Source organism: Ornithinimicrobium pratense (assembly GCF_008843165.1).
GTDB classification, from domain to species: Bacteria; Actinomycetota; Actinomycetes; order Actinomycetales; family Dermatophilaceae; genus Ornithinicoccus; species Ornithinicoccus pratensis.
In genome coordinates this window covers 1,115,124-1,141,663 of sequence record NZ_CP044427.1, presented here as the reverse complement: position 1 = coordinate 1,141,663, position 26,540 = coordinate 1,115,124, and the positions used below count along the sequence as shown (strand labels likewise).

Annotated in this window: 26 protein-coding genes and 2 pseudogenes; 18 read left to right on the top strand and 10 right to left on the bottom strand. The window is 67.6% G+C overall.

Going from position 1 to position 26,540, the window contains the following annotated elements; translation table 11 throughout:
- Positions 1-546: 546 nt before the first annotated feature.
- Positions 547-708, bottom strand: a complete 162-nt coding sequence (locus FY030_RS17265; protein WP_420371881.1) for a class I SAM-dependent methyltransferase — start codon at positions 706-708, stop codon at positions 547-549.
- Between FY030_RS17265 and FY030_RS16770 the strand changes: the two genes are divergently transcribed.
- The 10 genes from FY030_RS16770 (at position 649) to FY030_RS05070 (ending at position 9,378) form a co-directional block, all read left to right on the top strand.
- Positions 649-852, top strand: coding sequence for a hypothetical protein (locus FY030_RS16770; RefSeq protein WP_238348561.1), 204 nt, complete (start codon positions 649-651; stop codon positions 850-852). The genes FY030_RS17265 and FY030_RS16770 overlap by 60 nt on opposite strands.
- 84 nt (positions 853-936) lie before the next feature.
- Positions 937-1,260: a nucleotidyltransferase domain-containing protein gene (locus tag FY030_RS05105; protein ID WP_192498729.1), complete on the top strand. Its 324-nt coding sequence runs from the start codon at positions 937-939 to the stop codon at positions 1,258-1,260.
- Positions 1,257-1,430, top strand: a complete 174-nt coding sequence (locus tag FY030_RS16305; protein ID WP_192498728.1) for a hypothetical protein — start codon at positions 1,257-1,259, stop codon at positions 1,428-1,430. The genes FY030_RS05105 and FY030_RS16305 overlap by 4 nt, the downstream gene beginning before the upstream one ends.
- 117 nt (positions 1,431-1,547) lie before the next feature.
- On the top strand, positions 1,548-2,483 hold the full coding sequence (locus FY030_RS05100) for an ABC transporter ATP-binding protein (protein WP_158060563.1): 936 nt from the start codon (positions 1,548-1,550) through the stop codon (positions 2,481-2,483).
- Positions 2,483-3,247 carry an ABC transporter permease gene (locus FY030_RS05095; RefSeq protein WP_202879761.1) on the top strand — a complete coding sequence of 255 codons (765 nt, stop codon included), beginning with the start codon at positions 2,483-2,485 and terminating at the stop codon, positions 3,245-3,247. Before FY030_RS05100 ends, FY030_RS05095 begins: the two co-directional genes overlap by 1 nt.
- A 6-nt stretch (positions 3,248-3,253) precedes the next feature.
- Positions 3,254-4,600, top strand: coding sequence for a sensor histidine kinase (locus tag FY030_RS05090; protein ID WP_202879760.1), 1,347 nt, complete (start codon positions 3,254-3,256; stop codon positions 4,598-4,600).
- Positions 4,597-5,217 carry a response regulator gene (locus FY030_RS05085; RefSeq protein WP_158060562.1) on the top strand — a complete coding sequence of 207 codons (621 nt, stop codon included), beginning with the start codon at positions 4,597-4,599 and terminating at the stop codon, positions 5,215-5,217. Before FY030_RS05090 ends, FY030_RS05085 begins: the two co-directional genes overlap by 4 nt.
- 571 nt (positions 5,218-5,788) lie before the next feature.
- Positions 5,789-6,931 (top strand): NAD(P)/FAD-dependent oxidoreductase, encoded by a 1,143-nt coding sequence (locus FY030_RS05080; RefSeq protein ID WP_158060561.1) that lies wholly within the window; start codon positions 5,789-5,791, stop codon positions 6,929-6,931.
- Positions 6,932-6,936: 5 nt separating this feature from the next.
- Positions 6,937-7,809: an RNA polymerase sigma factor SigJ gene (gene sigJ / locus FY030_RS05075; RefSeq protein WP_238348559.1), complete on the top strand. Its 873-nt coding sequence runs from the start codon at positions 6,937-6,939 to the stop codon at positions 7,807-7,809.
- A 684-nt stretch (positions 7,810-8,493) separates the two neighbouring features.
- Positions 8,494-9,378: an aminoglycoside phosphotransferase family protein gene (locus tag FY030_RS05070; RefSeq protein ID WP_158060559.1), complete on the top strand. Its 885-nt coding sequence runs from the start codon at positions 8,494-8,496 to the stop codon at positions 9,376-9,378.
- Positions 9,379-9,640: 262 nt separating this feature from the next.
- Here the strand turns inward: FY030_RS05070 and FY030_RS05065 are convergent, their stop codons facing one another.
- Positions 9,641-10,990: an IS110 family RNA-guided transposase gene (locus FY030_RS05065; protein WP_192498614.1), complete on the bottom strand. Its 1,350-nt coding sequence runs from the start codon at positions 10,988-10,990 to the stop codon at positions 9,641-9,643.
- Between the two features lie 360 nt (positions 10,991-11,350).
- Here FY030_RS05065 and FY030_RS05060 point away from each other — a divergent pair, with 360 nt between their 5' ends.
- The 3 genes from FY030_RS05060 (at position 11,351) to FY030_RS05050 (ending at position 12,832) form a co-directional block, all read left to right on the top strand.
- Positions 11,351-12,118: a hypothetical protein gene (locus FY030_RS05060; RefSeq protein WP_158060557.1), complete on the top strand. Its 768-nt coding sequence runs from the start codon at positions 11,351-11,353 to the stop codon at positions 12,116-12,118.
- A gap of 156 nt (positions 12,119-12,274) precedes the next feature.
- Positions 12,275-12,481 (top strand): AAA family ATPase, encoded by a 207-nt coding sequence (locus FY030_RS17260; protein WP_158060556.1) that lies wholly within the window; start codon positions 12,275-12,277, stop codon positions 12,479-12,481.
- 48 nt (positions 12,482-12,529) lie between these two features.
- On the top strand, positions 12,530-12,832 hold the full coding sequence (locus FY030_RS05050) for a hypothetical protein (RefSeq protein ID WP_158060555.1): 303 nt from the start codon (positions 12,530-12,532) through the stop codon (positions 12,830-12,832).
- A 597-nt stretch (positions 12,833-13,429) separates the two neighbouring features.
- Here the strand turns inward: FY030_RS05050 and FY030_RS05045 are convergent.
- Entirely contained in the window at positions 13,430-14,329 is a 900-nt protein-coding gene (locus tag FY030_RS05045; protein WP_158060554.1) for a GNAT family N-acetyltransferase, read from the bottom strand.
- A 355-nt stretch (positions 14,330-14,684) separates the two neighbouring features.
- Here FY030_RS05045 and FY030_RS05040 point away from each other — a divergent pair.
- The 4 genes and pseudogenes from FY030_RS05040 to FY030_RS05025 form a co-directional block, all read left to right on the top strand.
- Positions 14,685-15,922: pseudogene (locus FY030_RS05040) on the top strand (IS110 family RNA-guided transposase); the annotation flags it as partial.
- Positions 15,923-16,143: 221 nt separating this feature from the next.
- On the top strand, positions 16,144-16,917 hold the full coding sequence (locus FY030_RS05035) for a phosphotransferase (RefSeq protein ID WP_158062651.1): 774 nt from the start codon (positions 16,144-16,146) through the stop codon (positions 16,915-16,917).
- A gap of 100 nt (positions 16,918-17,017) precedes the next feature.
- Entirely contained in the window at positions 17,018-17,428 is a 411-nt protein-coding gene (locus FY030_RS05030) for a VOC family protein (RefSeq protein WP_158060553.1), read from the top strand.
- A 135-nt stretch (positions 17,429-17,563) separates the two neighbouring features.
- Complete coding sequence (locus tag FY030_RS05025) at positions 17,564-18,160, top strand: HAD family hydrolase (RefSeq protein ID WP_192498726.1); 597 nt, start codon at positions 17,564-17,566, stop codon at positions 18,158-18,160.
- Between the two features lie 164 nt (positions 18,161-18,324).
- On the opposite strand, the pseudogene FY030_RS05020 reads toward FY030_RS05025, so the two are convergent.
- Both FY030_RS05020 and FY030_RS05015 read right to left on the bottom strand, forming a co-directional pair.
- Positions 18,325-18,714, bottom strand: a pseudogene (locus tag FY030_RS05020) (ATPase, T2SS/T4P/T4SS family); the annotation flags it as partial.
- Between the two features lie 137 nt (positions 18,715-18,851).
- Positions 18,852-20,009, bottom strand: coding sequence for an FUSC family protein (locus FY030_RS05015; protein ID WP_238348558.1), 1,158 nt, complete (start codon positions 20,007-20,009; stop codon positions 18,852-18,854).
- Positions 20,010-20,144: 135 nt separating this feature from the next.
- Between FY030_RS05015 and FY030_RS16765 the strand changes: the two genes are divergently transcribed.
- Positions 20,145-20,561, top strand: coding sequence for an HIT family protein (locus FY030_RS16765; RefSeq protein ID WP_238348557.1), 417 nt, complete (start codon positions 20,145-20,147; stop codon positions 20,559-20,561).
- Between the two features lie 65 nt (positions 20,562-20,626).
- On the opposite strand, the gene FY030_RS05005 is transcribed toward FY030_RS16765, so the two are convergent.
- The 5 genes from FY030_RS05005 to FY030_RS04985 all read right to left on the bottom strand — a co-directional run bounded on the left by FY030_RS05005 (position 20,627) and on the right by FY030_RS04985 (position 26,528).
- A complete protein-coding gene (locus tag FY030_RS05005; protein ID WP_158060549.1) occupies positions 20,627-21,646 on the bottom strand; it encodes an ABC transporter ATP-binding protein in 1,020 nt (339 codons plus the stop codon).
- 162 nt (positions 21,647-21,808) lie between these two features.
- A complete protein-coding gene (locus FY030_RS05000; protein WP_158060548.1) occupies positions 21,809-22,903 on the bottom strand; it encodes an ABC transporter ATP-binding protein in 1,095 nt (364 codons plus the stop codon).
- A 4-nt stretch (positions 22,904-22,907) separates the two neighbouring features.
- On the bottom strand, positions 22,908-23,864 hold the full coding sequence (locus FY030_RS04995) for an ABC transporter permease (RefSeq protein WP_158060547.1): 957 nt from the start codon (positions 23,862-23,864) through the stop codon (positions 22,908-22,910).
- Entirely contained in the window at positions 23,857-24,780 is a 924-nt protein-coding gene (locus tag FY030_RS04990) for an ABC transporter permease (RefSeq protein ID WP_158060546.1), read from the bottom strand. Before FY030_RS04990 ends, FY030_RS04995 begins: the two co-directional genes overlap by 8 nt.
- 116 nt (positions 24,781-24,896) lie before the next feature.
- Entirely contained in the window at positions 24,897-26,528 is a 1,632-nt protein-coding gene (locus tag FY030_RS04985; RefSeq protein ID WP_158060545.1) for a peptide ABC transporter substrate-binding protein, read from the bottom strand.
- Between the last annotated feature and the right edge of the window lie 12 nt (positions 26,529-26,540).

Genomic DNA, 26,540 nt, shown 5'->3' with positions numbered 1-26,540 from the left:
GGGCGCTCCAGCCGCGGGCACGGCGGAACCCAGTCCAAGCACCAGGGCGAGGGTCGACGTGGTCGCGATCCAACGGCGGGCCGAAGAGGTCATACCGCGCAAACTAAACCCGTATGCCGTGTTCCGCACCCGGACGCCACACCAACGCCTCCCCAGCCACCTGTGGGGCTGGGACGAAGGCTGCTTCTCGCGCCGGTGTTCGGCCGCCACGCCACGCAGGACGTCGAGGCCCAATGACGACGCAGGCACGGGGGCCAGCCTCACTGGCATGCGGGGCGGCGCCGCTAGGCCGCACGAGCGGCGATGACTGCGTGGGGACGTCGCTCACCCTCCGACTCCCGTTGCAAGCGTTCGACTTCCTCGAACTTGGCCATAGCCAATCGGCCAGCCATCTCGTCCATGGGCCACCGGTACGCAGTGATGACCCTGTGCTCGAAGGGCTCGCACACCCACCTTCGAAGGAGCCGACTACCAGCGCACCGCCGGGCGCTACGACCCGGCGGATTGCGGTCAAGTCGTCGTCCAACTGATCAGGGTCGAGATGGATCAGGGAACACCACGCCAGCACCCCCGCCACCGAGGCCTTGGGGCGGACGATCTCGACAAAGACCCCACCTGAAAGTACGCCTCCGGACCGACCTGCCGCGCGTGCGCGATGAAGTCTGGCACGAGGTCGATGCCCGTCACGTCGGCGCCGACGGAGCGCAAGAAGCCCGTCAGGTGACCGGGACCGCACCCAACGTCCAGGATGGGACCTTGGAGATGTCCCAACTGTCGCCCTATGAGCAGCAAGTCCTCAGGATGAACGTTCTCCACCGATCCCAGCCGGTCGATGTACAACTGCGCGAGTGAAGAGTAGGCGCGCTGGACATCTCGGGACTTCACAAGTCACAGGCTACTGAGCCGATCACCAAGGGACCACCGGTTGCGCAATTCGTGGGCATCGCCGAGCGTCTGTCGGCTCCCGTCTGGCTTCGCGGTGGGTGGGCGATGGATTTCTTCCTCGGCAGCGTTACACGTGAGCACCTCGACATCGACTGGTTCGCGCTTGCTGACGACGCACCACGGTTAGCCGCCGCGCTCATAGCAGAAGGGTTCGAAGACGTCACCACCGCACCCCACGATCAACAGATCGACCTGGTACGCGGCCCGATAGACCACGGAATTGTTTTCCTGTGGTTGGCACCTGGGGCGAGCCCCTCGTCGGCGGTGGCCCGTGGGCAGGTGAGCCATGGCCCGTTGACATGCTTGCTGGTTTGATAGGCCAGATCGGCGAGGTGCGCGCGCGAGTGATTTCGCCGCAAGCTCAGATCGAGATCAAGCAGATGACCCCGACCTGGAATCCGAAGCTCGCGCGCCGCCAGACAGATCTGGATGACATCACCGCGATCCGGTCGAGATTGGCTGAGCCTCACGACGGTGCTCGCTGAGCGATCGTCGCGTAAAACAGCCCTGCTGTATCAACCACTTGGTGGATGCGCGAATCAACCCGAGCTCAGACGATACGGTCGATGTGGCGGGCTGCGGTGCGCCCGTAACTTCAGCGTATGACCGCGTTAGAAGTACGACATCTGCACAAGCGCTACGGGGAGCACGTTGCCGTCGACGACGTCTCTTTCACCGTCGAGGAGGGGGAGGTTTTCGGCATCATCGGGCCCAACGGTGCCGGCAAGACGACAACTGTGGAGAGCATCGCCGGCCTGCGAACGCCCGACTCGGGCTCGATCTCTGTGCTAGGACTGGACCCGATCAAGGACCGGGCGGAGGTGCGTGAGCGACTCGGGGTGCAACTGCAGGAGAGCAGCTTCCCGGACGCGATCAAGGTCGCCGAAGCGCTCGAGCTCTACAGCTCCTTCTACCGTGACCCCGCCGACTGGCGCGAGCTTATGGAGCTCCTGGGTCTTACCGACAAGCGCACTACGCAGTACAAGGCTCTCTCAGGCGGGCAGAAGCAGCGGCTCTCGATCGCGCTCGCTCTGGTCGGCAACCCGAAGATCGCGATTCTCGATGAGCTCACGACGGGACTGGACCCGCAGGCGAGGCGCGACACCTGGCGGCTCATCGAGCGGGTGCGTGACACGGGCGTCACGATCCTCCTTGTCACGCACTTCATGGATGAAGCAGAGCGCCTCAGCGACCGGATCGCCGTCATCGATGGCGGCCGGGTTGCCGCAGTGGATACGCCGGCAGGGCTGATTGCGCAGGTGAGCGCGGTGCAGCAGGTCCAGTTCCGCGTGAGTCAGCCGCTGGACAAGAGTCTTCTGACCGAGCTTCCCGACGTGACCACTGTCGAGATCACCCAGGGCCGCTGGCTGGTCACCGGCAGGGGACAGCTGCTCAGCAGCGTCGCACGGGCTCTCGCGAGGGCGCAGGTCGTGGCGGAGGATCTCCGCGTCGCCCAACGCAACCTCGACGACGCGTTCGTTGCCTTCACGGGACGCGCCCCGGAATCCCCCGAACCCTCCGAGAGGAAGGCTGACTGATGCGTGCTCTCCTGAAGATGATCAAGGTCGAGACGAAACTCTTCCTTCGAGACTCTGCCACCGTCACCTTCGGTGTGCTGTTCCCGACGGGACTCTTGCTCGGGCTGGGGTCCATACCGGCACTCAGAGAGTCTCCGCCGGAGGCCGGCGGGCTCCGGTCCATCGACGTCTGGGCACCGACCGCGCTGGTGTTCGGCATGGTGATGATCGCCGTGCAGCACGTCCCGGCCGTGATTGCGACGTATCGCGAGCGCGGCATCCTGCGCAGGCTGTCGACGACTCCTGCGCATCCGCGGAGCGTCCTGCTCGCGCAGATGATTGTCGCGTTCGCCTCCGTGGTCGTATCAGCGGCGCTCATGATCTTTCTCGCCTGGGCGGTGCTGGACATAGCACCGCCCGAGCGGCCACTGCAGTTCGTCGTGGCCTTCATCGTCGGCTATGCGGCACTGCTCGGACTCGGCATGATCTCCGCGGCAGTGGTCCGCACGAGCGCTGCGGCGAACCAGATCGGCACGCTCCTATTCGTTGCGCTGATGTTCTTCGGCGGGGCCTTCCTGCCCCGTGTTCTCATGCCCGACGTGCTGCGCGAGGTCGGCGAGTTCATACCGCCCGGGCTACAGGCTCTGACCACGGCGTGGTCCGCCGAAGCGGGCGAGATCACCGCCACCGCCGGTGGGCAACCCTTCTGGCTGCAGATCGCCATAATGGCGGGTATCGCGGTGATCGCGAGCGGGGTTGCCGCGAAGTCCTTCCGCTGGGAGTAGGTGTCGATGATGCGGGATGCCGGGGCCGGCGAGGTCCCGAGCTCCGGGACGCACGAGTCCGCCATCGTCGATGAGGCGGAGATCGCGAATCGCTCCCGGTTGGCCTGGAAAGAGGAGCACCTGCGGGTCTGGGACCTTCTGCAGTTGTGCACGCCGTGGCTGCTGTTGACGATTTCGACGGGGATCTATTTCTCGTGGGTGCTCCCGGCCTCCGGTGAACGCTTCTGGTCCGAGGGCGCGTCCGTCCTCGGGCTGGTGGCGGTCGCGGTGCTGTGGGTGCTGTTCGGGCACACGCTGCCCATCAAGGGCAGGACGCTTCGGCCCGTGTCGGCGGGCATCTACTTCGTCGGGCTGCTGGCACTGTGCGTCACCCTCATGGCGCACTCCGAGGTCTTCCTCGTCTTCACCATTGCGGGCTTCTTCCACGCGTACTTGCTCAAGCCGTGGCCGTTGGGGGTCCTCGGAGTCCTGGCCACCTCCGTGGCCCTCAACGGCTCAGTGATGAACGTGGGGGCTGATCCGGCCCCGGAGGTGCTCGCGGAGTTCGTGCTGATCGTCGCCGTGCAGACTGCGGCGATCGGGGTGGGCATCCTGCTGACTGCGCGCAGCGAACCAGAGGAACGCAAGCGGGAGGAACTCGTCGAGCGACTCGAGGCGGCACTGCACGAGAATGCTGGGCTGCATGCGCAACTGGTCGCCCAGGCCCGTGAGTCCGGGGCGCAGGACGAGCGTCAGCGGTTGGCAGGCGAAATCCACGACACGCTGGCCCAGGGTCTCGCTGGCATCATCACGCAGCTGCAGGCCGCGGAGCGTTCCGCCAGTGTGCAGGGCGAGACGGAAGAGCACGTCGGACGTGCACTTCGGCTTGCGCGCAGCAGTCTGACCGAGGCCAGACGGTCCGTGCAGGCGCTCGCTCCTGAGGAACTCGGGCGGGCGCACCTGCCCGACGCGCTGCGCACATTGACCGAGCAATGGTCGAAGGACCAGGGCTTGAGAGCGCAGGTGGAGGTCACAGGTGCCCGAGTGCCACTGAGCCCGGCGATCGAGGTGTCGCTCTTCCGGGTCGCGCAGGAGTCGCTGACCAACGTGGCTAAGCACGCGGAGGCGACGCGCGTCGGCGTCACGCTGTCGTACACGGGCACCGAGGTGCTGTTGGACGTGCGGGATGATGGACGCGGGTTCACCAGCGGGCTCGGCGCCGGCTTCGGCATGACGAGCATGCGCCAGCGCATCAGAGGTGTGGGCGGTCAGGTGGAGGTGCAGAGCGCACCTGGTGAAGGGACATCTGTCAGTGCGCGCGTTCCGGCGATCGTCCCCGGGGGTGCGAGAGCAAAGGAGGAGACCGACCGATGATTCGACTGTTGATCGTTGATGACCATCCGATCGTGAGGGGCGGCCTTCGCGACACCTTTGCGGAGGCAGAGGACATCGTGGTGGTCGGCGAGGCCGGTGACGGCGTCGAGGGGGTTGAGCACGCGACCGCGCTGGCGGCGGATGTCGTGCTCATGGACCTTCGAATGCCCGGGATGGACGGTGTTGCCGCGACCGCGATCCTGCGCGAGCGGGCACCCAGTGCCCGGGTGCTGATCCTCACCACCTTCGACAGCGAGAGCGACGTCCTGCCGGCGATCGAGGCGGGCGCGATCGGCTATCTCCTCAAGGATGCGCTGCCCGAGGAACTGATGCGAGCCGTCCGGGCAGCCGCGCGTGGAGAGTCGGTGCTCGCGCCGTCGGTGACCAAACACCTGATGGGGCAGGTCCGAAGGCCCAGCGCCGGCACGCTGACCGATCGAGAGAAGGAGGTGCTGCAACTGGTCGCGAACGGCAGCTCCAATCGAGAGGCCGCCATAGCATTGTTCATCGGCGAAGCCAGCATCAAGACCCATCTGCAACACATCTACGACAAACTCGGCGTTCGTGATCGCGCCTCGGCGGTGGCCGAGGGCTACCGCCGCCGCCTGCTCACGTGAAGCCTCGTTGTTGGCCCAGCGCACGGCAAGATTGCTACCGGGAACTACCTCAAACTGTTTCCCGACCCGTGACGATCCCATCCCCGCTCTAATCGAGCGCAGTGAGAGAGGCTTGCGCCCGATCCCGAAGGCGTCGACCCGCTCAAGCGGCGTTCGCTCGACCGGACCCTGTTTGCTGAGTAGCTGCGCGACGTCGTACGACGGTTCGGTGCTGATTTGCACGTATCCCTCTCCCTGTTTGAGTTGTGACTGGAAGCATCACGGCGTCGGCCGTGACAGACCCTTGGCCGGAGGTGACCAGCCGCACCCGGTGGGACAGTCGTGCAGGCACGTCGACCACTCGTTCCGATCACCACCGGTGGATCGGCGGCCCCATCGCCGTCGAGCATGTCCCGCTCGAGCTCTTGGCACGGATCTTGAGCAGACTGTGGGGACCAAACTCATCGCGGCGTGCGCGGCCGTCATGCGAGCCGTCGTACCGAACCCGACAGAACTCGTCTGGTGTGCAGCTGTCACAAAGCGTGTCCGGTCGGTGTCTTGATGGCGTCAAGAACTCTCGAGGAAGGGGACCATGATGGCTGAGATGGTGCACGTAGTAGTTGTGGGTGGCGGGTACGCCGGGGTGATGGCGGCCAACCGCCTCGCTGGAAGCAGTGCCGTACCTAGGGTGCAGGTGACACTGGTGGATCCAGGGGAGCACTTCACCGAGCGGATCCGGCTGCACCAAGTCGCCGCTAGGACCCGAGACTCGGCGGGTGTGAAGTGGGCGGAAGTGCTGCACCCGCAGGCGCGACACCTACCGGCCAGGGCAGTGAGCATCGACGCCGGTCATCGGACGGTCGCTCTGGCGGACCAGGAGTCACTCCACTTTGACTGGCTGGTCTATGCGGTCGGCAGCGGGGAGCAGGCCACGCCGCTGCTGTCGGTGACCAATGCTGAGGCCGCGACAACCACCGCGAAGGCCATTGCCGAGCTGGTGTCCGGGTCGACGGTCACGGTCGCTGGTGCTGGACCGACCGGAGTGGAAGTCGCCTGCGCGATGGCGGTTTCTCGTCCAGATCTAGCGATCACGGTCGTGGCCCCTTCGGGTCTGGGACATCCGCTAACTGGGGCCCCGGCAGTGGCCCGACGCTTGGAGCGTCTGGGGATCAGGGTCATGGACGGGACGGTGGATCCGGCCACCGGGGTTGTCGCCACAGCGGGAGCGAACTCTCAGCCGGCGGCCGAGGCGACGATCTGGACAGTGGGACTAGCCGTCCCCACTGTGGCCGCTGACAGCGGCCTGCCTGTGGCCGAGGACGGCCGGTTGCTGGTCGACGCGACCCTCACTGTGGCTGGGCATGAGCGCATCCTCGGAGCTGGGGACGCAGTCACCGTGCAGGGGGCAGCCGGGACACACCTGCGCCCCTCGTGCGCGTCTGCGATCCCGCTGGGAGCTCACGCCGCCGGAGTCTTGCTCGCTCGCCTGGCCGGAACGGCACCGGCACCGATCGACATCGGCTACCTCCTGCAGTGCCTGGACCTCGGCGTCGGGCACGGTCACGTGCAAATAGTGCACCCCGACGACACGGTCCGCCGCTGGGCGCTGACCGGTCGAGCCGGCGGCTGGGCCAAGGAGCAGGTCTGCAGGATGACCGTCGGTTGGCTGGCCAAAGAAGCTCGTAGACCGGGGTCCTACACCTGGCCGTCGGGGCCGACTGCGGCCCTGAGATGAAGCCCGTGGCCACCACGACAGAACAGGGCGAGCTGTTCACCGTTCACCGCTCAATGGTCTTCGCCATCGCCTACGAGGTCCTCGGCACCCGAGCTGACGCTGACGACGTCGTCCAGGAGACCTACTTGCGCTGGGCCGACGTGGACATATCGACGGTGCGTGATCCACGCGCCTATCTGGCTACGATCGCCACCCGCACCGCGCTGAACACGGTGCGCACCGTGAGCCGGCGCCGGGAGGCCTACCCCGGGACCTGGCTGCCTGAGCCCTTGGTCAGCCATCACGAGAGCCCGGAGCAGCAACTGCTGATGAAGGAACAGCTCAGCTACGCACTTTCGGTGCTGCTGCAGCAGGCCACTCCAGAGCAGCGGGCGGTGTTCATGCTCCACGACGTCTTCGGCCTGCCCTATCCAGTCATCGCCAAGGCTGTGGGCAAGACCCAGGCCGCGGTCCGCCAAATCGCTCACCGGGCGCGCACTCGCCTCACCGCCACGGATCACGCTGAGGGCACCACCGACGACAGCGCGGAAGTACTCGAGGCATTCCTGGCGGCCGTGGTCACTGGTGACCTCCAGGCGCTGATGAATGTGCTGGCCCCGCAGGCAGTGCTGCTCTCCGACGGCGGAGGCAAGGTCGTGGCCGCCCTCAGGCCGATCACCGGCGCTGAGGCTGTGGCGGCCTTCCTGCTGAAGATCGCCCGGACCCCGGTTCCGCAGATGCGCGTGGACATAGACACCCTCAACGGTGGCCTCGGAGTGCTGATCCGGACCGGGGACCGGCTGGAGCTCACCGTGGCCGTGGCCGTGAACGACCAGCGCAAGATCACCGGCGTCTACCTCGTGCGCAACCCCGACAAGCTGCGTCCAGCTAGAAAGTGAGGAACGGATCCGATACGCAGGTCGCAGAACGGATCCCTTAGCCCAGTCATCGCTTTCTACCGCAGGTTGGCGGGGACGTGGCGGTGGCAGCCAGCCGGTGGAGCTGGTCGCCCCGCCTGAACGTGTCAGACGCTGCGCTTGCGAACAGGACGCCGACCTGCCGCTGTTCGGACGGGTAGCTCAGGGTGGCACACAACGTCGGACCGGTCACCGCCCTGGTCAAGGCAGTGGCCACGTCCAGGCTGCACGTGTCGCCAAGATCGCCCCGGCCAAGCCGGCAAGACCGCCCGGGCGGCCCGGCGCCGCCGCTCCGGAGACCTCGAGGACGCAGGCCCAGACGCTCGGCAAGCTGGTCTGGCATCGGGAGCACGCCTAAGTCGGCTACCCGACTGGGCCAACTGGCGGTAGCTCGACTCGCCCTTAAGCCCCCCCCCCCCGCCCCGCCGTCTGAGACAGGCAAGTCATCCACGCTCGCCATCGGTCATAGCGGCACCACTCCCCCGACGCGCGTGACATCACGGCCCCGCGAGAGTCGATCGATCAGCCGGCCCCTTGCTCGGCGCGCGTGACATCACTGTCACGCCGATGACAGCGCATCGAGACTGCGCCTAGGATCGATCTAGTGCCGTCCAGTCACAATGACCAAGGTCGAGTCATCCGAGTGATGAGCGGCCGCTTGATCCGATGAACCGAGGGACCCACCCCGAAGGGCTGCCGGCCGAGGTCCTCGACGACGTGGCCAGCGTGGTCGGGGCAGAGGTCACCCTGCTCAGTCGCCTGTCCGGAGGCGTCAACGCGGGTGCCATGCGCGTCCACCTGGCCGGAAGAGCAGACGCAGTGCTCAAAGCAGTGCCTCGCACACACCCCGACCACTTGCACGAGACGTTGCGAGCCCAAAGAGTGGTCGGGCACATGCGCGGGCGCGGCTATCCCACCCCGGCCTGGCTCGGAGTCGGGGCCACGACTACTCACGTGTGGCATCTGACGGACTTCGTCGACGGGGCTCCCGTGCAAGAGCTGACCCCGTCCCTCGTCGAGCAGCTGATGGAGATCATCGAGCTCCAGGCCGGCCAAGCCTCCGAGCCCTACGACCACTGGGAATACGCCTGGCTGGTCGTCACCGGTCGGGAGTCGGCTGTCGCCGGCCTCTCGGGGTACTGCTGCGCGGTGTCGGCCCTGGTCGAGCGCCTGCGGCTCGTGTGTGCCGACGTCCCACCACCACGAGGAACGCCTGACATGGTCCATGCCGATCTCAACCCGAGCAACGTCCTGGTCCGTGACGGAGCGGTGGTGGCGGTCGTGGACATCGGGAACGCAGGGAGCGGCACGCGGGCGACCGATCTCACCACCCTCCAGTGGCACACCTTCCAGGATCCGCTGGAAGGTGTCCGCAGGCGACTGTGGACGAGAATCCTCGACCTGGTCGGCTGGGACTGGGCCGCGGCGCTCGCAGCGACACAGGTCCTTCTGCAGCTCGAGTGGCCCATTCGTCTCGGGCGCCACGATGTCGTCCCAGGGGTGGTCGAGCGCGGCCATCGCACCCTCGACGAGCTGAACGCGCTTCGCTAGCCGTCGCCGGTATGCGTTCGTCCGCCCTGTCATCAGCGTGAGGCGTTCTACGTCAAGTGGGTCCGGGTGCCGTTGGCCCATCGTCGTCCCTGCATAGCGGTAATGGAGCTTGTGGCTCGACAGCGTGTGATCGGGTTCGGTGACGACGGGCCGGGGCGGCCCTTGATGACAGACGAGATACCGGTGAGGGTTCTCAATGCCGCGGAAGGCTCGCCCCGGCCCTGCTGGTGACGCGCGAACGCCTCGCTCGACGTGTTGGGGGTCAGGCCGCCACGAGCGGCCCCTGGGTCTTGGTGGTGCCGGCGGCCAGGGCGGGGTCCCAGGCCTGGCGGTGGACGACGACGGCGTGCAGCTGGCGCAGGATCGCCGCGGCGATGATGGTCTGCGCCTGCGTCGCCTTCAGCTTGTTCGTCTCCCGGGTGGTCAGGTGCCGGTACCGGGCGGCGTAGACCTTGTTCGTCTGCAGGCACCCCCACACCGCCCGCCACGCCGCGGTCCGCAGGCCAGGTCGTCCGGCGCCGGTCAGCCTCGCCTTGCCGGTGAACGTCCCCGACATCCGCTCCCGCGGGGCCAGGCCGGCGTGCTTGACCACGGCCCGGGCGGAGGTGAACCTGGACAGGTCCCCGGTCTCGGCCAGGATCGCCGCGGCGCCGACCGCGGACAGGCCGGGGATGGTGGTGACCAGGCCGGTCAGGTCTAGCTGGTCCAGGACGGTGACCATGCGAATCTCCACGTCGACCTGCTGGGCCCGGGCCGTGTCCCAGTCACTCAGCACCCACTCCGCGCGTTCCAGCGCCCCGGCCCGGTGGTCCAGGACACCGGCACGGTCGGCCAGGGCGGCGTACACCTTCCGCACGATCCGCAGGCACGGGCGCACCTTCCCACGACGAACCATCTCGGTCCGGACAAGACGCTCGAACCGGGCCGCGCCCAGGCGACGGGTCCGGTCCAGGTCGCCGCCGTCGCGGCGCAGGATGACGGTCAGTGCGGCGACCCAGGTGGTGGACTTGAACGGTTGCGCGGCCGCGGTCAGGACCGCGGGCCAGACGCACTCGAGCAGGTCACGCAGCTGCTGCACGCACGCGACGTGCTCCTCGAGCAGCTGGGCGCGGCGGGTGCCCAGGTGACGCAACCGGCCCCAGGTCTCATCGACCGGCTCGGGAAGGTAGCAGCGCAGCTGTCCGACCAGCCGGGCGATCAGGACGGCGTCCTTGTCGTCGGTCTTGTCGAACGTCAGATCCTCAGACTTGCGCGCCCACGAAGAGATCGTCGGCTGCACGCACACAAAGCCCATGCCCCGGTCGGTGGCGAGCTGGCCCAGGATCCGCCACCGGTGCCCGGTCGGCTCGCACGACACAGTCACCCCACTGAAGCCGCGCCGGGCAGCGTGGCCGGCGGCCCAGTCCAACGCCGCCCCCAGGTCCCAGGCCTTGCACCGAAAGGTGCGCCGGGCCAGGACCCGGGAGTCGTGGTCGCACACCACAACCATCTGCTTGCGCTCGGCCAGGTCGATGCCAACGATTGCATTGCTTACCGGGACCGCTGCACGCAGCCGGGCCAGCCGGGCGTTCCTGTTCCGGTCACCACGCGAGACACCACTACGGTTAGACATTGGGACGTCCTCCTGAAGGCGATGGGATACCAAGCCCGACAAGCGCATCAGGAGGACGTTCCTCACGTCCAGACCCCAGCGCTACAACGCCTTCCTATGCCGCGGTCCGTCAGCGTGGGACTGGCTCGAAGTGTTCCGCGGAACACCTCTCTGCCGCCGTCGGGGGAGTTCGGGCCGTGCTGGCATATTGGGCTCGGGAACTCAGATGCGCGGTGCCGCGTCTGAACTTACATCGGGCGGGTCAGCGAGGAGTGAACGATGCGGACATCAGCTGTCGGCCCCATTGTGGGCGTTGCCTTGGTCGGGCTGCTCGCTGGGTGCGGGCAGAACACTGGCCCTGCAGAGCTGCCGGAGGGTGCCGTGACGTTCGACGTCCCGACCTATGAGTGGGGCCGCGACGGCGGAATGGACGCAGGAGTCACTGGCCATCTGGGGTTCACCGACGAAGGTTGCACGATGCTCTACCAGCCCGGTCAGGAGGACAAGGCGCTTCCTCTGGTGTTCCCCAACGCCACCGGCATTCGCTACAGCAACGGTGCACGGGCCGTCATTGACGAACACGGTGATCTGTACGGGGTCGAGGGTCAACCGCTCAGCTACGCCGGGGGCTGGGTCGACCCGAACGAGTCCTGGACTGCAACTTGCGGCGCCTACGACGGTCCGGAAGTCGTCATGGTCAACGACGAACCAGCACATGGCCCCTCGGCAACGGAGCCGGCACCCCCCGACGCTGCGGTGCCGACCCGGCTTCCCACTGCTGCCGACCTTGGTTGGTACGACGTGCCGACATTCGTGTGGGACCCCGAACAAGGGGGCGACGCGGCACTCCTCGAGGGCAGGGTGACCTTCACGGACGACGGTTGTGCTGTGATCAACCACGACGGTGTGCGCACGGGGCTGGTCCTTCCGAACGCACGAGGCCATCGGGGTGACCACCAGGGCGGGGCGGGCATCTACGCGACCTTCCCCGAGGTCGAGATCATGATCGCCGAGCCAGGGGCCGACGCGGCCTATGGCGGAGGGTCCAGAGCCAACAGCGGAGAGCTCGCTGATGAGTGGGCCCGACTGTGTCCCGGCTCTCCTGTCGACAACCTCTTCCAGGTCTACGACGAGGACCCCTGGCAGTAGAAGAGCATCTTCCCGCCTCAAGTGCGTGCATCCCTAGCTCACTCCATGCACGACCTGCACGGCCCCGCCAGTTCCGCAGATGACGCCCCGACAAGGGCACTCTCATGCCGCGGGTCGTGATCGTGCCGAGCTAGGTGGTCTCCCACGGCTGGTTGAATGGGGAGGGTGTCGGGAAGGGTTGAGACTGGAGCGGTAGAGCCCGTGAGTTGTCCGTGGTTGCTTGTGGTCGCTGGCCGACCTGGAACGGGGAAGACCACACTGGCCAAGGGGCTGGCCGCTGCCACACGCGCCTGCTATCTACGCGTGGACGGGGTCGAGACGGCCTTGGGCCGCCTGCGCGACGACGTCGGTGCAGATGGGTAACGTCGTCATCCACGAGCTCGCTGCTTCCAACCTGTTACTCGTAGCAGTGTGATCGTCGACGCAGTGAACCCGGTTCCCGAAGCCCGCGTCGGTTGGAGGTCCACCGCATACGCGGCAGGGGCCAAGCTCATCGTCATCGAGACGTCGTTGACGGATGAGGACGAGCACCGCCGTCGGGTCGAGAACCGCACGCCCGATATCCCCGACCACCGCGTTCCAGCGTGGAGAGACGTTCAGCAGGACGGATGGGTGCCCTGGAACCTCGAGCGCGACGGTTCCCGGACCGTAATCGACACCACGGACAACTTTGCCGCACTCCGCGGCGCATTGACACTACTTCACGAAACCTAGTGCGCGATCATGCCGCCTACAGGGAAGTCCAATTGTCTCTTGACACGCTGGGGTAGCGCGACCGCGCCACGTCGATGCGCTGTTCCATCCCCTGCCCTGGGGAGCCGCTCCGAACGTCCATGGCGACCAGTGCGTGAACACCCGCGATGAGAGCGAGCCCGACAAGGAGGATGAGCGGCAGGACTGCTGGCCACATGAAAGCCCAAACGACCAGAGTGAAGGCCAGCAGCGCGTACAGCGCCCTGAAGCGTGAACCCATCATGACCTCCTTGAGCCCGGAAGGTCCAACCTACCTCCGACTACGACTTTTCGAATAGGGCCGCCAAAGACGCTGCACCCTCATACCTTCGCGCGGCCGAAGACGGGACCTGTCGAGCCGGATTGCGTGCAGGGCGGCGGCGCCCCTGACACCAGGCACGTCCAAGCAGTCATTGCGTTCACGGCGCTGCGGCTGAGCACTCGACACACCTTCGCCCTGAATGACTCGGGTGGCCGCGGTGACGGCAGAACGCCTGCGGTCACGCGTTGGCTCACGCGAAATCCTGTTCTGCCGCTGACCGGTCGTGGCGATGGGCGGACATTCGTGGTGAGAGCGGCTTACGGGCGCTTGAGGTCGGTGGCTGTTCCGAGAGGGAGGAAGCCAGCGGAGAGGTAGGTGGCCAAGGCGGCGGGATTCGAATCCTCCGCAACGACAGCCGCAGAAGTTGCTCCTTGCTGCTGGAGGGTCCTGGCGCCAGCAATCGTGATCGCGACGCCATAGCCCTTTCCGTGGTGATCACCGTGCACCCCCATCGGCTCGATGAGTCCCGGCCTGCCTTCGCCGGCGGTCCACACAGTGGTCACGGCTACCGGCGTGCCTTCGGCGTCGTAGGCGACAAGGCTGTGGGCACGGTCGGCGAACGGCCCGGTCATCATCCGCGTCCACCGCTGGACGAATCGGGCCCGAGAATCGTCATCGAATGGTGTTCCCTTGAAAGCAGACCAGTGAGTGCTCGTCCAGGCATGGGCGGCCTCCGGGCCGACCTCCTCGATCCGAAGGCCCGAGTTATTTAAGCGCGTTATGTCCAGCGTGCCGGTGAGGTCCAGGTTCATCGGCGTCCATGGCTCGTCATCGACCCACCCGCCCGCTTTCAGAACCTCGCCCAGCGCAGCCGCACCGCGCGCTTCCACGATGGCATTGTCGCCCGCAAACACCCCCGCCTCCGCATCGTTGAGGTCAACTGCGAGCTGGCGAGCTATGACCCGATCGTTGACGAACTCTGGAGCGATCGTCATCCGCAGGACCTCGGACCCGTCGAGCATCCCCAGCGCGATGGGCTCACCGTCGAGGACCCAGACCCGCAGGTCACGAGCCATCTGCTCGGGTCCGACAGACGAGTGCCAGCCGAGATCACCCGGGTGCACGTGACCGACCCAGGGGTCCTCCTGCCAGAGACTCAACCGGTTGGCAAGGGTGGGAAGTTGGTCAACGCTCGGCGTTACCTGTGTGATATTCACTGGGCCACTGAAGCAGATCGAGGCCGCCAAGTGTGCCCGTTTTCCATCTCACTAGATCACCCACCGCACCCATCGGACCTGCCCGTGCCCACCCCGGCGACACACTCATCTAATGGGTTGTACCGATCCTCTGGCAGGCTCGGTTCCGGTAGCGGCGGGCGGGTCAGCACTCTTCGAATCTGATCGTCGAGGTCTTGCGGCAGACCGTGCGCCCGCTGGTCGTGAGGAGGCGTGACCGCTGCTGGGATGACGTGCCCTCAGATCGTTCGGGTGAGCACTTGACATTAGATCGGCGGAAGTCCTCCTCCACGCTGCTGCTGACAACGGAACGCGACGGGGCGCAGGAGGAAAGGCGATGTTGTTCATAGGTATGACTGGGCCGAGGACCACCACGACGTCGAGCTCGTCGACGACCAGGGACGGATCCTGGCGCGAAGACGCCTGCCCGAGGGGCTGGTCGGAATCACCCGGCTGCACGCCCTGGTCGCTGAGCATGCACCACCGGAGTGGGCGGACCTGGACCCGGCCGAGGCGGCCGCCCAAATTGTCGTCGGTATCGAGACCGACCGCGGCCCGTGGGTCGGGGCACTGGTCGCGGCCGGGTACACCGTGTACGGGTTGAACCCGATGTCGGTGGCACGCTACCGGGAGCGGCACTCCACTTCTGGGGCGAAGTCGGACACCGCGGACGCGCACCTGCTGGCTGAGATCGTGCGCCTGGACCGGGCCCATCACCGCCCGGTCGCCGGGGACAGCGCGACCGGGGAGTCGGTCAAGGTCAGCGCCCGGGCGCACCAGTCGATGATCTGGGACCGGACCCGGTACGTGCTGCGCCTGCGTTCGGCGCTAAGGGAGTTCTTTCCCGCCGCGCTGGCCGCGTTCGGCGGCCTGGACGACCCGGACACCCTGGCGCTGCGGGCGCAGGCGTCCGCCCCGGACACCGCCGCCAGGCTGTCCAAGGCCAAGATCGTCCGGGCGTTGACCGCGGCGAACCGGCGCGACGTGCCCGCCCGGGCGGAGAAGATCCGGCAGGTGCTGACCGCGCCGGAGCTGCGGCAGCCCGGCCCGATCCAGGACGCGTACGCCGCGATCGTGAGCTCCGAGGTGGCGCTGATCACCGTGCTGAACGCCCAGATCGAGCCGCTCGGGCAGGTGGTGGCCGAGCATTTTGGCCGGCACCGGGACGCTGACATCTACACCAGCCTGCCCGGCCTTGGTGTGGTGCTCGGCGCCCGGATCCTGGGCGAGTTCGGCGACGACCCGCACCGGTACGCCGACGCCAAGGGCCGCAAGGCCTACGCCGGCACCGCCCCCATCACCAGGGCCTCCGGCACCAGACGTGTCTTGCTCGCCCGGTACGCTCGCAACCGCCGCCTCGGCGACGCACTGCAGCAGTGGGCCTTCTGCTCCATGCGCGGCTCAGCCGGTGCACGCGCCTACTACAAGGCCCTGCGAGAACGAGGAGTCGGCCATCAAGCTGCTCTGCGCCAGCTGGCCAACCGCTGGGTCGGGATCCTCCACGGCTGCCTGCGCTACCGCACCTCCTACGACGAGAACAAGGCCTGGCAGCAGCACCTCGACACCGCTGCTTGCCACAACCAGAACCTGGGATGTCTGCCGCCAGGGGCTGCCTTGCCCAGCGACTGTCGAAGGACTCCCGAAACACGGCGTCCGCCGCCATCCCATCGGGTGGGGCGACAAACCCCCCAAAGTACATAACGCGGGCCCTTTCGTAGATTGCCTTGCATGACACTCAGCCAGGCTCAGCAGCACACAGTTGACCGGTGGTTCCGGATGCAGAGGTCGTGACGGACATGAGCTGGGGTTTGGTGGACACAGTCGTCCTGCACCTGAGGACCCATGTCGGTGAGGTGGTGGTTAAGAGCTCCGGGCCGACCAACCACCATATTGGCCGTGAGATTGCGGCGCACAGGGACTGGACCGGACCGTGGCTGGACGGGGAACGCGTCAACCGGCTCCTGCACGCCCACGGCGAGCAGAATTTCATATGCCTCACTTCTGTTCCCGGCAACCTGGTCCAGGGAACTCCCGCGGCGGGTGACCCGGAGGTCTACCGCCAAGCCGGTGAACTACTTGTAGCCTTCCACCAGCAGGCCTCGACCGTCAGCGAGGATTGCGAGGCCCGGATGGACGCTCAGGCGATCCGGTGGCTCGATGGGGAACACCGTATTGATGTCGGGACCGAGACTGAACTGTGCAGCATCATCGCCACTCACGATCACGCATCAGCGGTGCTGGTACCGACCCATGGTGACTGGCAGCCACGCAACTGGCTGCTGGACGACGAGGGCTGCGTCCGCGTGATCGACCTCGGCCGGTGGGCGTTGCGCCCAGCCCTGACCGACCTCGCCAGACTCGCGCGACAGGAATGGGAAGGACGGCCAGACCTCGAGGCCGCGTTCCTGGCAGGCTACGGCAGCGATCCTAGGGAGCCCGCCGCGTGGCAACGCACTCTCGTGCGTGAGGCGATCGGCACTGCCGCCTGGGCCTACCAGGTGGGCGACGAGCCGTTCGAACAGCAGGGGCACCGCATGATCCACCAGGCACTGGAAGTCGCCAGCGTCTGAACAACGGAACCTAGGACAGCGTCCGACTCTGACGGTCGGCAGGATGCGGGGCGCCGTCAATGCCGATGTCCGTCATGGCCAATTGACTAGGGTTCGAGCCATGACCGCATTGGCTCCGTATGTCTACCTGCCCGGCACTGCCCGGGAGGCACTGAGCTTCTACGCCGACGTCTTCGGCTGCTCCGCCCAGATGCACACCGTGGAGGAGTTCGGGAGGACGGACGGACCGCCCGACTTGATCGCCCACGGCTTCATTTCCGACGGACCGGTCACCCTGTTCGCTGCCGACGCGACCGGTGACCAGTCCCCGTTCCGCTGCCAGGGAATGATGCTGTCCCTGCTTGGCGCGGCCCCTCCTGAGACCCTCCGAGAGTGGTTCCACAACCTCGCCCAGGGCGGCCAGATCGTCGACGACCTACAAGCTCGCCCCTGGGGAGCCACTGACGGACAGGTCATCGACCCTTATGGCCTGCACTGGCTCATCGGATACGAGCAAGACGACACCCCCTGAGCGCACTGGTTCTGCCGCCGATCGTATGTCGGTGTCCGGAACAGCCTGGGTGGCGGTGAACGGGTTGGTGCGGCCCTGTCCTTGAGGTCGCGATCCGAACCGGCCCAGATGCACGGCCGTGTCACACTGCCTGCTGTGACAGCGCTGCTCATCGACCTGGATGGGGTGCTGCGGCAATGGGATCTTGCCGTCATCAGCGGCGCTGAGCGTCGGGCTGGGCTTCCTGAAGGCACCATCGCCCGAGCGGCCTTCCTCGACCACGATCTCCTCCACCGGGCCGTGACCGGTGCTATCGACGACGCGACCTGGCGCAGCGCCATCGCAGACGCTATCGACAGGACGCACGGTGGCGGCGGGCGACAGGCGGTCAAGGAATGGTCTATCCCGGCGGGCCGGGTGGATCATGAGGTGCTCAGCATTGTGCGGGAGCAGCGATCAAGACGTCGCGTCGGTCTGCTCACGAACGCGACCACGCGGCTGCGACGGGATCTGGAGCGCCTCGGCCTGCAGGACGAGTTCGACGCCGTCATCAACACCGCCGACCATGGCGTGGCCAAGCCCGACCCACGAATCTTCGCCATCGCTGCGGACCAGCTCGGCAGTCCGCTCGCGAACCTGCTCTTCGTCGACGACACCCGCGTCAACGTCGAAGCCGCGGCCGCGCTAGGCGCATCCGTGCACCACTTCACCAACCCCAGCCGACTCCGCAATTGGCTCGCCACATGGGCGTGAGCCTGCAGAAGCACTGACCACGAGGGTCACGATTCCTACGAAGCACCACCCCTACCTCGTCGCCCCCCCACGAGCCGTGGCACTACCTCAGACAGTCCCGCCGCCCGGCTGTCACTTGCCCCTGCTGCGCAGACGCTGGCGAACCGATGTGAGGTAGAGAGGTTGATCTTGAGCTCGAGGACCTCCTCGCACGTGACGACCCGCTCGTGCGCGGGGATGGCAGCGGCCAGACAGTTCAGGAGCGTGGTCTTGCCGGCCTGAGTTCCCCCGGCGACCAAGATGTTGAGCCCGGCGACGACCGATGCCTCCAGGAAGTCGGCCGCCGCGGCCGTCAGGGTCCCTAACCGGACCAGGTCCGACAACTGCTCGGCGGCCACCACGAACTTGCGGATGTTGACGGCCCAGTGTCGGCGGGTGATGTCGGGGATGGCGACGTGCAGTCGGCTGCCGTCGGGAAGGCTGGCGTCCAGGAAGGGGTTGCTGAGGTCCACCCTACGTCCCGAGCTGCGCAGCATCCGCTCCACCAGGTCCCGGACCTGCCGCTCGGTGAGCAGGGGGCCGTGAGCCCGAGCGGTCTCCGGGTGCCATGAGCGACCCGCGCTCGCCGCGCCGGGTGGCTGCTAGCCGATGGGGCGCGGTGTTCGACTCAGTCCGCAGCTAGTCCGCCCGCCCCACCGCTCGATCGCTCGCGTCAGGTGGGTGGGCGGTCCGCCCGGCCGGCGGCGTCCTCGAGGGCGGCCACGGCGGCGGAGTAGGACAGGCCGAGCACGCGCAGGATGTCGACACAGGCGGCGCGGACCTGCCAGGCCAGGGCCTGTTCGGCCGCGGCTGCTTCCCCGGTGCGCAGAATGGTGGAGGCCATCCTGGCGGTCCGCAGCACCTGGTCCTGGATCACCGTCATCCGGGCCTGGCCGCGGACCCAGCTGCGCAGGTCCAGCAGCGCCTGGGAGAGCTGCTCCAGGGCGGTGACCAGCGCGGGATCAGCGTGCTGCCGGTGTCGCGCCATGGTGCTCACCGCCCGGGACGTGGAGCGGGCGGAGGTGACCATCACCCCGGCCCGGACCGCGAGCTGCTCCATCAGCCGCAGCCGCCGACGCTGCGCCGCCCGGGTCCGGGAGCGGCCCAAGGTGATCCGCTCCCGCGTCGCATCGATCGCGGTCTCCAGGTCCCGCCCCGAGGTCTCCAGCTGCTCGAGGTCGGCCAGCGTCCGCTCCGCGAGCGGGTAGTCCCGCCCGTCCAGCGCCCGGGAGAGCCGCCGGTACGCTACGGCCAGTCGGTCCAGGAGCTGCTCGGATGTGTCCAGGGCCACCCGGTGAGGGTCCGGGGCCAACACCGCGTTGAGCCCGATCGCGACCAGGCCACCGATGACGGCGTCAGCCAGGCGGATGAGTGGGGGCGTGTCCTGCAGCGGCACCAGCACCATCACGAACACCGCCGCCACCGCGGCCTGGTTGGCCATGAGCGTGCTCGCCCGGAGGGCCACTGCCGCCGACATCGCGAGCAGCACCGCCACCGCCAGCTGCCAGGTGCCGGCCCCGATGACCCGGGTGAGGACGTCGGCCATCACCAGCCCCAGGACGACCCCGGCGCTGATCTCCACCGCCCGGACCAGCCGCTGGCCGGCGGACAGCCCCACCGCGACCACCGCCGCGATCGGGGCGAAGATGGCATGCTCGGGGCCAAAGGCAAGGCTGGCCAGGAAGTAGGCGATCCCGGCGGCCGCGGCGGCCAGCAACAGGTGCGGGGCATGCCGCTGGACGCGGCGCACCATCCGAATCAGCCGCGTGCGAGGACGGACCCGGCGCAGCCACAGCACCGGGTCCCGCCGCAGATCCGGGTCAGGCCTCACCCGTCCATCCTGACACCAACCACACCGTCTGCGTCGCCTGCCGTGGTGGGTGAACCGATCCGGACGCGCGGTCTCCGGCGAACGAGGGCAACGTTGTGCCGAACCGGACGCGTGCGAAGCCGGGCGGGAAGTACCGTGGACGAGGTGACCTGCCTCTTCTGCCGCATCGTCGTCGGCGACGAGCCGGCCGAGGTCGTGCTCGACACCGATGACGTCGTGGCCTTCCTCGACACCCGGCCCGTCTTCAAGGGGCACGTGCTGGTGGTGCCGCGTGACCACATACCCACCTTGACCGAGCTGCCCGACCACCTGGTGGCGCCCTTGTTTGCGGGTGCACGCTGCGTCGCGGCGGCCGTGCGCGAAGCGCTCGGTGCCCAGGGCTCGTTCGTGGCGATGAACAACGTGGTCAGCCAGTCCGTGCCGCACCTGCACGTCCACGTGGTGCCCCGCACGAAGGGCGACGGGCTGCGGGGCTTCTTCTGGCCGCGGGTGAAGTATGCCGTGGGCGAAGCGAGCGACTACGCGGACCGGTTACGCCGCAGCCTGGGGTGAGTTCGAAGCAGACGACGCGCCCGCTCGCCGCACAGCACACGCCCGGTCGCCCGCCGACCGTGCGCTCAGTCGTGGTGGACGACCACGTCCTCGCGGACCTGGGCGAAGTGGCAGGCGGCGGGGTGCTGGATGCCGGGACGGACGATGAGCTCGGGGCTCTCCTGGGCGCAGATGTCCTGGGCCTTCCAGCAGCGGGTGCGGAAGCGGCAGCCGCTGGGGATGTTGGCCGGGCTGGGCGGGTCACCCTGCAAGATGATCTGCTCGCGCTGGCCGCGGACCGAGGGGTCGGGCACCGGCACGGCCGAGAGCAGCGCCTGGGTGTAGGGGTGCGCGGGGTGCTCGTAGATCTGGGTGTCGGTGCCGAGCTCGGCGATCTTGCCCAGGTACATGACGCCGACCCGGTCGGAGATGTGCCGCACCACCGACAGGTCGTGGGCGATGAAGATGTAGGACAGCCCGAACTCGGTCTGCAGGCTCTGCAGCAAGTTCATCACCTGCGCCTGCACCGAGACGTCCAGCGCGGAGACCGGCTCGTCGCAGATGATGATCTCCGGCTTGAGCGCCAGGCCGCGGGCGATCCCGATCCGCTGCCGCTGCCCGCCGGAGAACTGGTGCGGGTAGCGGTTGATGTGCTCAGGACTGAGGCCGACGACCTCAAGCAGCTCCTGGACCCGCCTGCGCCGCCCGCTCTTGGGCTCGACCTCGGGGTGGATGTCGAAGGGCTCGCCGACAATGTCGCCGACCGTCATCCTCGGGTTGAGGGAGGCGTAGGGGTCCTGGAAGACGATCTGAATGTTGCGGCGGACCTTGCGCAGCGCCGAGCCGGACAGTCCGTAGATGTCCTTGCCCTGGAAGTGGGCCGACCCGCTGGTCGGCATCTCCAGGCGCATGAGGAGCTTGGCCAGGGTCGACTTGCCGCACCCGGACTCGCCGACGATGCCGAGGGTCTCGCCCCTGTGCAACTGGAAGCTCACGCCGTCGACGGCCCGGATCTGCCCCACCGTGCGCTTGAAGATGATGCCCTGCGTCTGCGGGAAGTGCTTGACCAGATCTTGGACGTCCAGGACGACCTCGTCGGAGACCAGCTTGCGCGGCGGCGCGTCCGGGTGGAAGCCCGGCGCGTAGGGGTCCTGCTGCCGGGGGCCGCCCTGCGCACCGGCGTCCTCCCCCAGGCGTCCGGCCGGCCGACGTCCTGCGCATCGTCGGGACGGCGGGCGTCCGGCCGACCGGCGTCCTGCGGGCGGGGGTCAGGCGTGGTCACTGAGGACCTCCTCGGCGAAGTGGCAGGCGCTGAACCGGCCGGGGACCACCTCGCGCAGAGGTGGACGCTCGGCCTCGCACACCGACTGTGCCCTCGGGCAGCGTGGGCGGAACTCGCACCCCGTGGGGATGTTGGTCAGGCTCGGCGGCAGCCCCTTGATCGCCCGGAGCTCATGGCCCTTCTGGTCGATCCGGGGGATCGACTGGAGCAGACCCTCGGTGTAGGGGTGGGCCGGGTTGGCGTAGATGTCAAGGACGGGGGAGGTCTCCATCACCCGCCCGGCGTACATCACCGCGATCCGGTCCGCCACGTCGGCGACGACGCCGAGGTCGTGGGTGATGAGGATCAGCCCCATCCTCGACTCCCGCTGCAGGTCCCCGAGCAGCTCCATCACCTGGGCCTGCACGGTCACGTCGAGCGCCGTGGTCGGCTCGTCGGCGATGAGCACCTCGGGGTCCAGCGCGATCGCCATCGCGATCATGATGCGCTGCCGCATACCGCCGGAGAACTGGTGCGGGTAGTCCCCGACCCGGCTGGCGGCGCCCGGGATACGCACCCGGTCCATGAGCTCGATCGCCTTCTTCTTCGCCTCACGGCGGGAGACCTTGCGGTGTATGCGGAACATCTCGCCGATCTGCCACCCGACCGGGAAGACGGGGTTCAGCGAGGACAGTGCGTCCTGGAAGATCATCGAGATGTGCGGGCCGCGGAAGGAGCGCCGCTGCTCCTCGGACATCTGCAGCAGGTCCTGGCCGCGGAAGCGCACCTGGCCACCGGTGACGAAGCCGGGCGGGCTGTCGACGATGCCCATGATCGCCTGGGCGGTCACCGACTTGCCGGAGCCGGACTCCCCCAGGATCGCCAGCGTCTGCCCCTCGTCGACGCTGAAGGAGACGCCGTTGACGGCCTTGGCCACGCCATACCGGGTCCGGAACTCGACCTGGAGTTCGGTGACGTCCAGCAGCGGTGCGGACGGGTCGGGGCTGCCGACACCGCCTCTGGTCCGGGTGCCTCGCCGGGTGCGGGTCGGGCTGGTCAAGGTCTCGTCGGTCGAGGTCGTGTCGGGCGTCTTGTCGGTCATCGGCTCACCGCCTCTTGGGGTCGAGGGCGTCGCGCAGGGCGTCACCCATCATCATGAAGGAGAAGACCGCCAGCCCGACGAAGACGGCGGGGAAGAGGATCAGGTGCGGGTGGGTCATGATCCTCGTCTGGGCTCCGGACAGCTGCAGCCCCCAGGATATCGAGGGCAGCTGCAGACCGACGCCCAGGAAGGTCAGCGTCGCCTCGGCGCCGATGATGATCCCGACGTAGATGGTGGCGTAGACCACCACGGGAGCCAGCGCGTTGGACAGGATGTGCCTCCGCATGATCGTCAGGTCGCTGGCGCCGAGCCCGCGCGCGGCGGCGACGTAGTCGTTGGCCTTGACGGAGATCACCGACGAGCGCATGAGCCGCGTCATGGTGGGCCAGCCGAAGACGATGAGCACCAGCGCCACCTCCATCAGCCCGCGGTTCTCGATGACGTTGAGGAAGACGATGGCGCCGAGCAGGAAGGGCAGGGCGAAGACGACGTCGACGGCCCGGGAGATGAGCGCGTCGATGAACCCGCCGTAGAAGCCGGCGATCAGGCCGAAGACGATGGCGATGACGACCGCGCCGAGCGTCACCAGCGTCCCCACCGCCATCGAGGCGCGGGCACCGTAGACGACGCGGGCGTAGTAGTCACAGCCCTGGATATCGGTGCCGAACCAGTGCTCCGCGCTGGGGGTCTGCAGGGCGTCGGAAAGGTTGCAGGCCCGCGGGTCGACGCGGGTGAACAGCCCCGGCACGATCGCCATGAGGACGAAAACCAGCATCAGCACCCCGGCGATGATGAACCACGGGTTGCGGCGCAGTTCCTTCCAGGCGTCTCCCCACAGGCTGGCGCCCGCGTCACCGGAGTCGCCGGAGGTCTCGGCAGCGCGGGCGGTCAGCTCGCCGGACTCGGCGCCGGCCGTGGCCTCCTCGTGGATGGTGGTCTTGTCCGGAGCTTGGTTACTCATAGCGGATCCTCGGGTCGAGGTAGGCGTAGAGGATATCGACGATCAGGTTGATCACCACGAAGAAGAGGATGAAGAGGGTGACGATGCCGACCACGACCGTGCCCTCCTGGGCGCGGACGGCGCGGAAGACCTCTCCGCCGAGGCCGGGCATGTTGAAGATGCCCTCGATGATGATGGTGCCGCCCAGCATCGAGCCCAGGTCGGCACCGAGGAAGGTGACGACCGGGATCAGCGAGTTGCGCATGGCGTGCCGCCCGACCACCCGGCTGCGCTTCATCCCCTTGGCGGTCGCGGTCCGCACGTAGTCCGCGCGCAGGTTCTCGATCAGCGAGGTCCGCACCAGGCGGGCGACCATCGCCGTCGACACCGAGGCGAGGGCGGCGCCGGGCAGGAGGTAGGAGTACCAGCCCTGGTTGATGCCGGCGATCGGGAACCAGCCCAGCTGGAGGCCGAAGACGACCTGCATGATGAAGGCCATGGCCAGGGTCGGGATGGCGACCAGCACCACGGTGCTGACCTGGACCAGGCTGTCGACGAAGCCCTTCTGCCGGACCGCGGCCAGGATCCCGGCCAGCACGCCGATGACCGCCTGGATGATGAAGGCGACGATCGCGAGCCGCAGCGTCACCGGGAAGCGTTGGGCGATGATGTCGCTGACCGGCCGGCCCTGGAAGGTCGTGCCGAAGTCGCCCTGGAAGACGTTCGCCAGCCACTTGGCGTACTGCACCAGCAGCGGGTCGTCGAGGTTGTAGCGCGCCCGGATCGCCTCGACGATGTGCGGAGCCAGGGGCCGGTCGCCGGCGAGGGCCCGGATCGGGTCGCCGGGGATGGCGAAGACGAGCGCGAAGACGATGAACGTCGCGATCAGCGTGACCGGGATGAACTGCAGCAGCCGGCGGATGATGTACCGCGCCATGGTGCTCCTCTGAGGGTTGGGCTGGGAGCTCTAGCATGCCCGAACCCGGCGACCGTCGGGGAGCAGCCGGGCTGCTCCCCGACGGTCATGGTGCCGGGTCGGGCGGAGAGACCGGGTCAGCCGGAGGTGACCTCGACCTGCTCGACACGGACGAACGTCCGCGGGTCGACCACGATGTTGTCCACGTTGGTGCTGTGGACCGTCGTTCTCGTCTCGTACCACAGCGGAATGACCGGCATGTCCTCCAGCAGGATGTCCTCGGCCTGCTGGTAGAGCTCGGCCGCGGTGTCCTCGTCGGCCTCGGCGTTGGCCTGGTCGATGAGGCTGTCGAACTCCTCGTTGCTGTACCGCGCGTAGTTGGAGTCGGCACCCGTGCCGTAGAGCGGCTCCATGGCGTACTGCGGGCTCGGGTAGCTCAGCACCCAGCCCAGGCGGTACGGCCCGGTAACGACCTCTTCGTCGTGCAGGTCGAGGTACTGCGCGAACTCCAGCGACTCGAACGAGATGCTGTCGATCGGCAGGTTCTGCTGCCACATGTTCGCCACGGCCTCGGTCCACTCCTCGTGGCCGGCGCCGGAGTTGAAGTAGATGGTCAGCTCGGAGGGGCCGCCGGCGTCCTCGTACATCTGCCGTGCCGTCTCGGCGTCGAAGTCGCAGTAGTTGCAGGCGTCACCGCGGTACTCCGGCAGCACCGGCGGGATGACGCCGGTCGCGGGCTCACGGGCGCCGTTGAAGATGGTGTCGATGATCGTCTGCCGGTCGACCGCCATGGACAGCGCGTGCCGGATGTCCGGGTCCTGGAACTCCTCCTGGTAGAGGGGGAAGCCCAGGTAGGTGAACGAGCTGGTCTGGTCCTCCTGGTACTGGTCGGGGAACTCCTGGTCCACCGTGGCCAGCCGCTCCGGCGGGATGCCGTCCAGGATGTCGAGCGCGCCCGCCTGCACGTCAAGGTATGCGGTGTTGACGTCGGAGTAGATCGTCCAGACGATCCGGTCCGCCAGCCCGGGCGAGTCGCCCGGCCAGTCCTCGTAGCGGGTCATCGCGATCTCGACGTTGTGCACCCACTCGCCGTCCATCTGGTAGCGGCCGTTGCCGATCGGCGCCTCCTGGAAGGCGGCGATGTCCTCGAAGGCCACCTCGGGCAGCGGGTAGAAGGCGGTGTAGCTGAGTTGCGCAGGGAACGGCGAGAACGGCTCGGAGAGCGTGATCTCCAGCGTGGTGTCGTCGGGGGCGGACAGACCGGACATCTCCGTGGCGTCCCCGTCGACGACCTCCTGGTAGCCCTCGATCTTGTCGAAGAAGGCCCCCTGGGTCTGGCCGTTGTCCGGGTTGACGATCCAGTTCCACGTGTCGACGAAGGTCTGCGCGGTCACCGGGTCGCCGTTGTGGAAGGTGAAGTCGTCCCGGATCGTGAAGGTCCAGTTCTGAGCGTCCTCAGTCTCCCAGTCGGAGGCGACCACGCCGACGACCTCGCCGCTGTCGTAGTCGATCGAGGTCAGCCCGCTGTAGAGCTGGTCGAGGACCTTGCTGCCGCAGACCTCCGAGGAGCTGCCGGTCTGCAGGTTCTGGGGCTCGCAGTTGTAGATGGTGAACTCGCCGCCGGCGGCGCCGGGCTCACCGGTCTCGTCGTCCCCCTCGCCGGCCTCACCGACCGTCTGGTCGGGGCCGTCCGGGTCCGGGTCGACGTCGTCACTACCGCCGTTGCAGGCGGCAAGCACCAGGGTTGCGGCTGCGGTAGCGGCCGCCAACCTGAAAGCAGG